Origin of the sequence: Bacillus sp. A260 (assembly GCF_009861435.1) — a bacterium.
GTDB classification, from domain to species: domain Bacteria; phylum Bacillota; class Bacilli; order Bacillales; family Bacillaceae_G; genus Bacillus_A; species Bacillus_A cereus.
On the sequence record NZ_CP046398.1, the window covers coordinates 3,513,142 to 3,525,659 of the forward strand.

The following is a 12,518-nucleotide window of genomic DNA, read 5'->3' on the forward strand; positions in this document are numbered from 1 at the left end:
CCTCCATTTGCTTTGTTTTCGTATTTTCATTATAGCAACAGTTTTTTAGAATTTTTAGAAATCACACAATTACAAAGCATTCGTAATATACGATTAACGAGTTGTAACATAAATTTCCATATTAATAAAATGTATTTCTCATACAATCTCCAGTGGTTTTCATATATTTTTCATATAAGAGCACAAGAACTTTTTTCCAGAAAAAATTACAGTGTTACTTTTTTGTTACAAAAAATTCACAATTCGTTACATCTTTTACCAAAAAACATCAATATTCAATTGTTAACCTATTTTTTTGTAATAAAAAGAGAGCAGCTACTAAAAACTGCTCTCTTTTTATTTGTTATTGAACTTTCTTTTTCCAAACACCTAGCATAACAGCCGAGACAATTGTTCCAATTAATATAGAGAAAATATATAGTAACGGTTTATTTACTAACGCTATTACAAATAATCCACCATGCGGTGCCGGTAATGTAATTTGGAATAACATAGATAACGCACCTGCAATACTTGAACCAACAACACAACTTACGATTACTCGAACCGGATCTGCAGCTGCAAACGGAATCGCACCTTCTGTAATGAACGACGCTCCCATAATATAATTTGTTAAACCAGATTTACGTTCCGCTTCTGTAAACTTTGATTTAAAGAATGTAGTTGCGAATGCAATCGCAAGTGGTGGTACCATCCCACCAGCCATAACTGCTGAGTGCACTCCAAAATTCTGCGCTTCTATTGCAGCAATACCAAACGTAAATGCCGCTTTATTAATTGGCCCCCCCATATCAATTGCCATCATACCACCTAAAATAAGACCTAGTAATATAGCATTCGTACCGTTTAAACCATTTAACCACCCTGTCAACATTTCATTTAATGCTACTACAGGCGGAATTACTACTTTTTGCATTACAACTCCTGTAATCAATAATCCAAAGACTGGATATAACAATACAGGTTTAATTCCTTCTAATTGTACTGGTAGTCCTGAAAATAATCTTTTCAACCCTAAAACAACATATCCAGCTAAGAAACCAGCAATTAATCCACCTAAAAATCCAGCATTCGCATTCGCCGCTAAAAATCCACCTACAACACCAGGCATAAAACCAGGACGATCAGCAATAGAACTTGCAATAAATCCAGCTAAAATTGGTACAAGGAATAAAAACGCACCTGTTTTTCCTCCACCAATTGACATGAACAATTCAGCTAAAGGACCTTCCGCCTTTATACCACCAAACGAAAACGCTAGCGCTATTAAAATCCCGCCACCAACAACGAATGGAAGCATATTACTTACACCGCTCATTAAATGCTTATAAATTCCTAATCCTTTTTCTCCCTCAATACTTTCTGATTTCCCGTCCTCTTTTACACCTTTAAAGATTGGTGCATCTTGTTTGACAGCTCGCTTAAGCAGATTTTCCGTTTTTCGAATCCCATCAGCAACTGGCACTTGAATGACATGTTTACCAGCAAAACGATTCATTTCTACTTGTTTATCCGCCGCAACAATAATAGCTGTTGCACGTCCAATATCCTCTTTCGTTAAACCGTTTTTAATACCTGTTGATCCGTTTGTTTCAACTTTAATCGCTATTCCTAACTCTGTCGCTTTTGCTTTTAAGCTATCCGCTGCCATATATGTGTGAGCGATTCCAGTTGGACAAGCTGTAACAGCAAGTACGTACGGTTCATTTCCTTCTGGTTTTGCGACTTCAATCTCTTCTTCTTTTTCATTCTCTTTTTCATCAAATAGTTGAAGAAGCTCACTTTCATCCTTTGCTTCTAATAGTTGCTTGCGAAATCCTTCATCCATTAATAATGTCGATAAACGAGACAACGTTTCTAAATGAGTATTATTCGCTCCTTCACTTGCAGCAATCATAAAGAATAAGTGTGCTGGCTGTCCGTCAAGCGACTCATAATTGATACCGCTTACACTTCTACCAAAACAAATCGATGGTTGTTTAACAGCCTTTGTCTTCGCATGAGGTATTGCAATACCTTCCCCTATTCCAGTCGTACTTTGGGCCTCCCGCTTTAAAATAGCTTCTTTAAATTCCGTTTTACTATTTAAACGATTTGCCCCGTTTAATTTCTCAACTAATTCATCTATGACAGCTTCTTTATTTGAAGCTGTCAAATCCATAATGACTGTATCCCTTTTTAATAGTTCTGTAATTTTCATATGTTGCTTCCCCCTATCGCTTAGCTACAATTACTTGCGACAATAATTCTTCTACTTTTTCCTTCTTACATAAATCAGCTGAAAATGCTGTTGCACTCCCTGTTGCAACGCCGTATTGAAATGCCTTTTCAATATCTTTTGTCTGTTCATATTTGCCTACAAACCCTGCAACAAGAGAATCCCCGGCCCCAACTGAATTAATTACAACACCTTTTGGAACAGTCGCTTCATATATACCTTCTGCCGTAAATAATAAAGCTCCCTCTCCAGCCATCGATACGATAACGTGTTTTACACCTTGTTCAATTAATTTTCTTCCATAAGGTAAAACGTCCTCTACTGTTGAAAGCTCCACTCCAAACAACTCACCAAGTTCATGGTGGTTTGGCTTAATTAAAAATGGCTTATTTTTAATTACATGTTGCAGTGCACTTCCACTTGCATCTACTACTACACGAATACCTTTTTCAGCTCCAAACGCAGCAATTGATTCGTAAAAGGTACTTGGAATAGAAACTGGTACACTCCCAGCAAGTACAACACAATCTCCAGGTTGCATACTCTCAATTTTTTTCATTAACTGTTCGAACTGCTCTTTTGTTACAATAGGACCTTGGCCATTTAATTCTGTTTCTTCTTCCCCTTTTATTTTCACATTAATGCGAGTATCTTCATCTACTTGGACGAAGTTTGTTGTTACACCTTCCGTCTGTAATACCTCTTTAATAAATTGACCAGTAAATCCACCAGTAAATCCAAGTGCTATATTTTTAACACCTAAACGCTGAAGAACACGAGAAACATTAATTCCTTTTCCTCCAGGAAACTTCATATCTTTTTCCGCTCGATTTATTGTTCCTAAATCAAAGGAAGAAACTTGCACTACATAATCAATAGATGGGTTTAAAGTAACTGTATAGATCATTGTTTATCAGCCTCAATTACATTGGTTTGTTGTTTATATTTTTCTAAATCAATTTCTAAATGGTTTGTAATAATATTTGCATCTTCAACATTTGCAATTTTCGCAAACGCAACTTCTGAAAACTTACTTTCATCAATTAAGAAATATCCTTCGTTTGCTAATGTTAATGCCATTTGTTTTAAGAGCGCTTCTTCTGGATCTGGCGTTGTAAAGCCAAGCTGTTCATGTACACCATTTGCACCTAAAAAACATTTATCAAAACGATACTTCTGCATACTTTCCTGTGCCATAGCACCGATTAAAGCTTTCGTCCTACTCTTCATCATTCCGCCTAGTAAATACGCACGAATATTATTTTCAACTAAAGCTTCAATATGCATAAGTCCATTCGTAACGACAGTAACATCTTTATTTATTAAAAATGGAATCATTTCAAATGTTGTACTTCCTGCATCTAAATAAATACAATCACCTTGTTCAATAACGCTAGCCGCATACTTAGCAATTTGTTGTTTTATTTGAATGTTTTTGGATGATTTTTCGACCATCGTTGGTTCTTGCCCTTTTCCTGTTAAAACAGCGGCACCACCATGAACTCTTTTTAATAACCTTTGCTTTTCCAATTGTGCTAAATCACGGCGAATTGTCGACTCAGAGCTTTCTGTTCTTTCAACTAATTGCTGTAATTTTACAACTTTCTGTTCTTTTACAAGTTGCAATATCATTTGATGACGTTCAGGAGTTAACATTTTATTCACCTCTTCTTTGATTACAGTATAATGAAAACGGTCACAAAAATCAACCATAAACAATCAAAAATAATCAAAAACATCCACAAACATTTATAAACAGCAAAAAAAGAAACCTATTCGATCAAACAATCAAATAGATTTCTTTTCTAAATTCACTTATAAAGAAGCTTTATATATACTTAAAACATCATCTTTATTTAATTTTTTAAAGTTACCAAATTCACCATACGCCATCGCTTTATCCGCCATTAAATCAATTTCATTTTCTCCAATAGCGTAATCAGATAATGTTACTGGCGCCTCAATTGAAGTCCAAAATTGACGTAACGCCTGAATTCCTTCTAACGCAATTTCTCGATCAGTCTTTCCATCTGTTTCTACATTGAATACTCGAATAGCAAACTGTTTAAAACGACTTACATTTCCCTCTACAACATGCTTCATCCAGTTCGGGAATAAAATCGCAAGGCCACCCCCGTGTGGTATATCATGAACAGCAGAAACTGCATGCTCAATATTATGAGTCGCCCAATCTCCTTTTACTCCCATTGCTAAAATGCCGTTTAACGCCATAGTACCACAATATAAAATAGTTTCTCTATGCTCATAATTTTCTAAATCACTTAAAAGCTTAGGAGCTGTCTCAATTACTGTTTTTAAAACAGCTTCACAATAACGATCTTGTAGTTCTGTATTCGTTCCATGATGGAAATATTGTTCTAATACGTGCGACATAATATCTACCATACCGTAAATTGTTTGATCTTTCGGTACAGAAGTAGTATGAACTGGATCTAAAATCGAAAACTGCGGGAAAGTAACCGGGCTACCCCATCCATACTTTTCATTCGTTTCCCAGTTTGTAATTACCGAGCCTGCATTCATTTCAGATCCTGTTGCTGCAAGAGTAAGTACAGTACCAAATGGTAATGCCTCATTAGCAAATGTTTTTTTCGTTACAATATCCCATACATCTCCATCGTACTTACTACCAGCTGCAATTGCCTTCGTACAGTCGATTACACTTCCTCCACCAACTGCTAAAATAAATTCAACACCATTCTCTTTACAAATTTGAATCCCTTTCTTTACAGTTGATACACGTGGATTCGGTTCAACACCTGTTAATTCAAATACTTCTGCATTAATATCCTTTAAAATAGAAATTACATTATCATAAATACCGTTTCTTTTAATGCTGCCTCCCCCGTATACGAGAAGAACTTTTTTACCGAACTGTGGAATTTCAGTTTTTAACTGTTCTAATTGACCTTTACCGAAAATAAGTTTCGTTGGATTACGAAATACAAAATTTTGCATATTTCTTTACCATCCCTTCTATATGAAAAGCAACTATACTTTTGTATACCATATTTTTTTCATTTCACAAAAATATTTGCTTAATAAAAAAATCCCAGCCTACAGGCTGAGATTTTTTTATTGGTAATAAGGTGAGATCATTAAGTAAACAATAACACCAGATAAACTTACATATAACCAAATCGGCATCGTCCAACGTACAATTTTACGGTGACGTGTTAATTGATTTGTAAAACCAAATACAAGCGCAAACAATGCAAGTGGTACGATAATTGCTGCTAGGATAATATGTGTAATTAAAATGATGAAATACACATATTTAATGAATCCTTCTCCGCCAAAATGTGTTGCCGGTGCTAAGTAATGATACGATAAATACGACACACAAAATAGTAAAGTTGTCGTAAATGCTGCAAGGATAAAACCACGATGCATTTTCACATTCTTTTTAATGATAGAGAATAACGCTGCTAATAAAAATACGAACGTAAAGCTATTAAAAATCGCGTTTAACATTGGTAAAATCGTTACATCAAAATGTACTTCTCCTTCATAGCCAACAGGTCCAAAGAACAAAAATAAAATAATCGCATTTACAATTACAGAAAGCGTTATCACAATAGGAGCATAGCTTTTCTGATTTGTTGATTGATCCACCAAAATGGTCACTCCCTCTTCCTTCAAGTATGTATACATAACCTCACTATTTTAACATATTATTCACAGTGTAAATGTGACAATAGTTTGACACAGCAAGACCAGACAAAGAAAAAAATCCTTCTTAATAAAACTTCTTAAGAAGGATTTTATCGCTTTATTATTCAAATAGCAATGCGATTAGTTTTTGTTAAAAAATGTATCGCTATATGCTTGAAAAATTTCAGACACTTGATATCCCATTAATGAAATTGCTGTTAATGAAAAGAAACCAATCATAAGAAATCGAAACCACATATAAATCTCCTCCTTGTATTTAGCTTAAAAAACGTTAGCTACCTTACAAGTTGCGTGGCACTCTTCATCATCACTTTCCTTTTTCCTTACAATTGCTGTAATAAATCGAATCATAAAGAAAACTACAAAAGGAAATTGTTCGTAATTCACATTGGCATAGTTTAGCAACGGCTCGCGCTGCACATCGAACGGAGATGAGAAGGAATAGAACATACCTTGCTCTTCCATATATACAATTACAATTTTCATGCAAAATACGATTCCTAGAAACGAAACAATATCTTGCCATTCTGTCGTATATAACAGGTTATACAGCTCTAATACGTACTCTTCCATCATCATCCCCCCTTCCTTTTTTACCATTTTGCTCGCCTTCGTATAAAAAGTCAAGAAAAAAGTTTATATTCACTATGACAATAGTAATTACTTGTTTCTATGATTATATATGATTCTTTTATAGCAATGATTGGGTGTAACTCTCTTCGAAAATAAGAAAATTAGAATCGAACAGATTCCTCATTCTTACTTTTAGGATGCAAAACTGTGCTATTTTTATTTCTATTAAAAATAAAATAAGAAAGTATGATAAGAACAGTAACAAACATTGTTAAAAATGCTTGTGAACGTAAAGTATCAATTGCGAACATCGCAACTAAAACTGCTATAATAGCAGCAATTGTAACATACGTTACATACGGAAAAAGCCACATTTTCACTTTCAAATTTTGTTGTTCTACTTTCCCCATTTTTTTACGCATCTTTAAATGCGAAACTGCAATAACGAGATAAACTAGTAACGCAATCCCGCCAGATGCATTCACTAAAAACAAAAAGACTTTATCTGGAGAAATGTAACTAAACACAACTCCAATATAAGCGAAGAAAGTTCCAAATAAAACCGCTCGAACGGGAACACCACTACTGTTCAATTTTAAAAATGACTTTGGAGCATCTCCTCTTTCTGCCATTGAAAAAAGCATTCTTGAATTTGTATATAAGCCTGAATTTAAGCAAGAAAGTACAGCTGTTAAAACGATAAAATTCATAATTTGTGCTGCCGCTGGTATTCCTATATGTTCAAGTACAGCTACAAATGGACTTTTTAATATGTTTGCTGAATTCCATGGCAGTAGCGTAACAACTACTGCTATAGACCCAATAAAAAATACAAGAATACGCCAAATCACACTGTTTGTTGCTGTTTTTACTGCTTTTACAGGTTCTGCAGATTCACCTGCGGCTACTGCTACAATCTCTGATCCCATAAATGAAAATATAACAACAGTAATTCCAAGCAGGACCGAACTTATACCGTTTGGCATAAATCCACCTTGTCCAATTAAATTCGAAGTGCCGGGTGCTTCTGTTCCTGGAACAAATCCTAAAATAACAGCAAGACCTAGACAAAGGAACAAAACAATACTTATTACTTTAATAAAAGAAAACCAATATTCAAACTCTCCAAATGATTTCACCGAAAAAACGTTCGTCAGCGTTAATAAAATTGTTAATATTAAACTTAATAACCAAAGCGGTATTTGTGGAATCCAATATTGGATAATACCAGCACCTGCTGTGGCTTCTATTGCAATAACAATTACCCAAAAAAACCAGTATAACCAGCCTATTGTATAACCCGCCCAAGGACCAATCGCTTCTCTTGCATACGTTGCAAATGAACCACTTGTCGGATTAACAGCTGCCATTTCTCCTAGCATTCTCATGACGAAAATGACTAGAAGTCCTGCTAATGCATATGAAACGATAGAACCTGGTCCTGCCGAATGTACAACTGCACCACTTCCAACAAACAAACCAGCCCCTATTACGCCGCCAATTGAAATCATTGTAATGTGGCGTATTTTGAGGTCTTTCTTTAGATTTTTATCCAAATCTTGTACATCCCCTTCCAAACTAAATTTTGAAACTTATGTAAGAGTACTGTGCGAAAGATTTTGTTCTATACGTTAAAATATATCAAAATATTCTGAATTTAACAATTACAATTCAACCTTCTTCAAAAATTATTACATTAGGTTTAATACTTTCCCATACACAATTGTTGAGAAAATTATAGTCCCCTTACAAAAGAAAGAATTTTCAGATATTATTAAATAAACAAGATTATACATCTAGACAACTTTTTGTATAGGAGTGTTGATATGTTAAACAAGTTCAAATTTTTTTGTTGCATTTTAGTAATGTTCTTACTTCTACCGCTATCCCCTTTCCAAGCACAAGCAGCAAACAATTTAGGTTCAAAATTACTCGTTGGATATTGGCATAACTTTGATAACGGTACTGGCATTATTAAATTAAAAGACGTTTCACCAAAATGGGATGTAATCAATGTATCTTTTGGTGAAACTGGTGGTGATCGTTCCACTGTTGAATTTTCTCCTGTGTATGGTACAGATGCAGACTTCAAATCAGATATTTCTTATTTAAAAAGTAAAGGAAAGAAAGTAGTTCTTTCAATAGGTGGACAAAATGGAGTCGTTTTACTTCCTGACAATGCCGCTAAGGATCGTTTTATTAATTCCATACAGTCTCTAATCGATAAATACGGTTTTGATGGAATAGATATTGACCTTGAATCAGGTATTTACTTAAACGGAAATGATACTAATTTCAAAAATCCAACTACTCCCCAAATCGTAAATCTTATATCAGCTATTCGAACAATCTCAGATCATTATGGTCCAGATTTTCTATTAAGCATGGCTCCTGAAACAGCTTATGTTCAAGGCGGTTATAGCGCATATGGAAACATATGGGGTGCATATTTACCAATTATTTACGGAGTGAAAGATAAACTAACATACATTCATGTTCAACACTACAACGCTGGTAGCGGGATTGGAATGGACGGTAATAACTACAATCAAGGTACTGCAGACTACGAGGTCGCTATGGCAGATATGCTCTTACATGGTTTTCCTGTAGGTGGTAATGCAAATAACATTTTCCCAGCTCTTCGTTCAGATCAAGTCATGATTGGGCTTCCAGCAGCACCAGCGGCAGCTCCAAGTGGTGGATACATTTCGCCAACTGAAATGAAAAAAGCTTTAAATTATATCATTAAAGGAGTTCCGTTCGGAGGAAAGTATAAACTTTCTAACCAGAGTGGCTATCCTGCATTCCGCGGCCTAATGTCTTGGTCTATTAATTGGGATGCAAAAAACAACTTCGAATTCTCAAATAACTATAGAACATATTTTGATGGTCTTTCCTTGCAAAAATAACAAAGTAAAACTATAATTAGCCCCCATCAATCGGACATTTATGGGCAATCAATGCAGGATAAAAACAGCAATAGGACCCTTTATAGGTCCTATTGTTGTTTTTTATTTATGAAAATTACTTTGTCACATCTAAAGTTTTAAGAAACTGTTTTCCATCGCCCAACATCGCACGTTCCTCCGAATCATATTGTTAAATATTCTAGTCACTCTTTTGCTTCAACACAAAAACTGAAAGTTCAGGTACACTACAAAATCTAACAGGCATCCTAGTAGTCCCAATACCACGATTTACATATAAATATAACTGCTTACTCTTCCCCTCCACTTCATACATACCTTCAACATAACTCTCAGCTAGTTTGGTAGTAATTAACGGACCTACAAAAGGGATTTGGACTTGTCCTCCGTGACTATGTCCTGACAGTTGAAGATCAACTGGGTAACGATTGATTTTGGTTACAACATCCGGCTCATGTACTAATAACATGTTGAAATCATTTTGTTTCAAGTTTTTTAAAGTTGAATCTATTTTCGGCTTCCCTAATAGAAAATCATCCAAACCTGATATTGTAATATATTTGCCGTTTTCCACTTTAATTTTCTGCACTTCATTTACTAATACAGAAAAACCAGCTTCCTCCATATATTTTTTGTAAAATAAACTACCGCCCCCGCCCCTATCATGATTCCCAAACACAGCATATTTCCCTAAGGGAGCATAAATTTTCTGCAAAATAGCCTTCGCTCCCTCTCTTTCTGCACTATAAGAACCAAATTTATCTATTAAATCTCCGGTAAAAACTACTATATCTGGATGTAATTCATTCATCTTCTCCACCAAATGTTCAAGTTGCTTCAATGTAAACTCTGGCCCTAAATGTACATCTGAAAACTGTAATATTTTTTTATTATTAAATTCTTTAGGAATTGCAGAAGCTTCTATTTCATTCCATGTAACTGTTACTAGTTTTCGTTCTATTTCTGTCGCATAATAATACAAACTTACTAGTATCATTAATATACTTATAAAACTAATAATAAATATCTTTACGATTGATTTTTTTCGTTCTTTTTTTACATGATTCGTATTCATGTTTTCACCTCTAGAAACACTTTAAATCCTTATTGTTACATTAATGTGACAACATGAACAATGTTATTAATATGTAATTTCCTCCCTATTCACTTTGACAATTTTATACAGAAGTCATACCATATTTTTATAATACATATATTTTCGAATCTTTTTCTATTCATTCCATCATTTTATTACGGAGGGGTTATTCATGTCTGTATTTACACCAGAAGAAATTACGGAACTTGCTGCGGATTCCGGAAGGAAAAAAGCTCATTTATCATTACTCCCTATGCTAATTCTCGGTTTTTTTGGCGGTGCTTTTATCGCATTAGGGTATTTACTCGATATTCATGTTATTGGAACAATGCCAAAATATTGGGGATCATTTACTAGTTTTCTAGGCGCTGCTGTATTCCCTATCGGTCTTATTCTCGTTATTCTTGCAGGCGGTGAACTAGTAACTGGTAACATGATGACAGTTTCTATGGCTTGGCTTCAAAAGAAAATTACTTTATTTCATTTCATACGAAATTTAGTTATTGTTACGTTTAGCAATTTCATAGGGGCTGTATTTGTAGCCTACTTTTTTGGCCATATCGTTGGCTTAACTGAAGGAGCTTTTTTAGCGAAAACTATTTCTATCGCTCAAGCGAAACTACAAGATACACCATTGCAAGCATTTATTTCTGCAATCGGATGTAATTGGCTCGTTTGTTTAGCTGTTTGGCTCAGTATGGGAAGTAAAGAATTTATCGGAAAGATTATCGGTATTTGGTTCCCAGTTATGACTTTTGTTACGATTGGATTTCAACACGTTGTAGCAAATATGTTTGTCATCCCAGCCGCAATTTTTGCCGGTCATTTCACTTGGGCTGAATATTTTCCAAACTTTATTTTTGTTTTCTTTGGAAATTTAGTAGGAGGTATGTTATTTGTAGCACTACCTTACTTCATATCTTATAATAAGAAACTATCTTCTTATCAAGAGAAGACTGAAATGAAGAACAAATCTCTGTCGGCTTAAATAGAATGTCTATAAAGAACCCTAAAAATATTACAAATTTCATTTTTTTTGCGAATATATGTACGTACACTTGTTCTCGAATGTTTTATACGTTATAATAACAACTTAAATAGCATTATTTACATATGAGGTGAAAAACATGAACAAAACAGAATTAATTAAAAACGTAGCACAAAATGCTGAGATTTCTCAAAAAGAAGCTACTGTAGTTGTACAAACTGTAGTAGAATCAATCACTAACACTTTAGCTGCTGGTGAAAAAGTACAACTTATCGGATTCGGTACATTCGAAGTTCGCGAAAGAGCTGCTCGTACAGGCCGTAACCCACAAACTGGTGAAGAAATGCAAATCGCAGCTTCTAAAGTACCTGCTTTCAAAGCTGGTAAAGAACTAAAAGAAGCTGTAAAATAATGAAAAATATCCTTCTCATTTATGAGAAGGATATTTTTTCATAACATAATTAATAAAAATCTGACCATTATGCTGTTTCTTTTGTTCTTTTATGCAAATAAAATCTTTACTTTCAAAAAAAGGTTTTGCGGTAATGCTCGCCTCTGTATATATCTCCCTATGTCCCAAGTTCACTGCTTCTTTTTCTAACTTCTGTAGTATGTATGAAGCGACTCTTTTCCCTTGATAATCTTTATGCGTAAATAAACGATCTACGTAACGATCATCGTTATAATCCCCAAACCCCACAATCATACCTTTATGATCCGCTACATAGCTAATATTCTTTTCTAAAGACTGTAACCAATTTTCTCTATCTAGTCGCTCCGGTGCCCACGCCTGTAGCTGTAACTCATTATAATCTTTTGCATTAACCGTATGAACTGTTTCATAGAACAATTGTAATACTTGATCTAAATCTTTTTTCTGGAATGTTCTAATTATAATATCTTTTAACATATATAAGTCTCCTTACCAAACTACCTCTTAACTTTTCTACTACATACGATTCTATATTTCTGCTTTATTATATCGTTTTAATTTCTATACGAACAAAAAAACAATACTTA

At 34.5% G+C, this 12,518-nt stretch carries 12 protein-coding genes; 3 read left to right on the plus strand and 9 right to left on the minus strand.

Annotated features, from left to right (window positions below):
* Nucleotides 1-343: 343 nt before the first annotated feature.
* The 7 genes from GD442_RS17600 to gabP form a co-directional block, all read right to left on the minus strand.
* Nucleotides 344-2,200 (minus strand): PTS fructose transporter subunit IIABC, encoded by a 1,857-nt coding sequence (locus tag GD442_RS17600; protein WP_000704607.1) that lies wholly within the window; start codon nucleotides 2,198-2,200, stop codon nucleotides 344-346.
* 13 nt (nucleotides 2,201-2,213) lie between these two features.
* A complete protein-coding gene (pfkB, locus tag GD442_RS17605) occupies nucleotides 2,214-3,125 on the minus strand; it encodes a 1-phosphofructokinase (RefSeq protein WP_000640859.1) in 912 nt (303 codons plus the stop codon).
* The gene (locus GD442_RS17610) at nucleotides 3,122-3,874 is read right to left on the minus strand and encodes a DeoR/GlpR family DNA-binding transcription regulator (protein ID WP_000957279.1); all 753 of its coding nucleotides are present in this window, start codon (nucleotides 3,872-3,874) and stop codon (nucleotides 3,122-3,124) included. Before GD442_RS17610 ends, pfkB begins: the two co-directional genes overlap by 4 nt.
* 159 nt (nucleotides 3,875-4,033) lie before the next feature.
* Nucleotides 4,034-5,197, minus strand: coding sequence for an iron-containing alcohol dehydrogenase (locus tag GD442_RS17615; RefSeq protein WP_001179093.1), 1,164 nt, complete (start codon nucleotides 5,195-5,197; stop codon nucleotides 4,034-4,036).
* A gap of 117 nt (nucleotides 5,198-5,314) precedes the next feature.
* On the minus strand, nucleotides 5,315-5,857 hold the full coding sequence (locus GD442_RS17620; RefSeq protein ID WP_000228315.1) for a DUF420 domain-containing protein: 543 nt from the start codon (nucleotides 5,855-5,857) through the stop codon (nucleotides 5,315-5,317).
* Between the two features lie 318 nt (nucleotides 5,858-6,175).
* Complete coding sequence (locus GD442_RS17625) at nucleotides 6,176-6,514, minus strand: hypothetical protein (protein ID WP_002041693.1); 339 nt, start codon at nucleotides 6,512-6,514, stop codon at nucleotides 6,176-6,178.
* 134 nt (nucleotides 6,515-6,648) lie between these two features.
* On the minus strand, nucleotides 6,649-8,043 hold the full coding sequence (gene gabP, locus GD442_RS17630; protein WP_000360112.1) for a GABA permease: 1,395 nt from the start codon (nucleotides 8,041-8,043) through the stop codon (nucleotides 6,649-6,651).
* A 270-nt stretch (nucleotides 8,044-8,313) separates the two neighbouring features.
* On the opposite strand from gabP, the gene GD442_RS17635 reads away from it, so the two are divergent.
* Complete coding sequence (locus GD442_RS17635; RefSeq protein WP_000932434.1) at nucleotides 8,314-9,396, plus strand: chitinase; 1,083 nt, start codon at nucleotides 8,314-8,316, stop codon at nucleotides 9,394-9,396.
* 199 nt (nucleotides 9,397-9,595) lie between these two features.
* On the opposite strand, the gene GD442_RS17640 is transcribed toward GD442_RS17635, so the two are convergent.
* A complete protein-coding gene (locus GD442_RS17640; protein ID WP_001095336.1) occupies nucleotides 9,596-10,489 on the minus strand; it encodes a metallophosphoesterase in 894 nt (297 codons plus the stop codon).
* A 193-nt stretch (nucleotides 10,490-10,682) separates the two neighbouring features.
* On the opposite strand from GD442_RS17640, the gene GD442_RS17645 reads away from it, so the two are divergent.
* Together GD442_RS17645 and GD442_RS17650 are read left to right on the plus strand one after the other, a co-directional pair.
* Nucleotides 10,683-11,498, plus strand: a complete 816-nt coding sequence (locus tag GD442_RS17645) for a formate/nitrite transporter family protein (RefSeq protein WP_000110517.1) — start codon at nucleotides 10,683-10,685, stop codon at nucleotides 11,496-11,498.
* Between the two features lie 139 nt (nucleotides 11,499-11,637).
* Nucleotides 11,638-11,910, plus strand: a complete 273-nt coding sequence (locus GD442_RS17650) for an HU family DNA-binding protein (RefSeq protein ID WP_001043904.1) — start codon at nucleotides 11,638-11,640, stop codon at nucleotides 11,908-11,910.
* A gap of 15 nt (nucleotides 11,911-11,925) precedes the next feature.
* On the opposite strand, the gene GD442_RS17655 is transcribed toward GD442_RS17650, so the two are convergent.
* Nucleotides 11,926-12,408, minus strand: coding sequence for a GNAT family N-acetyltransferase (locus GD442_RS17655; RefSeq protein ID WP_000910167.1), 483 nt, complete (start codon nucleotides 12,406-12,408; stop codon nucleotides 11,926-11,928).
* Nucleotides 12,409-12,518: the final 110 nt, after the last annotated feature.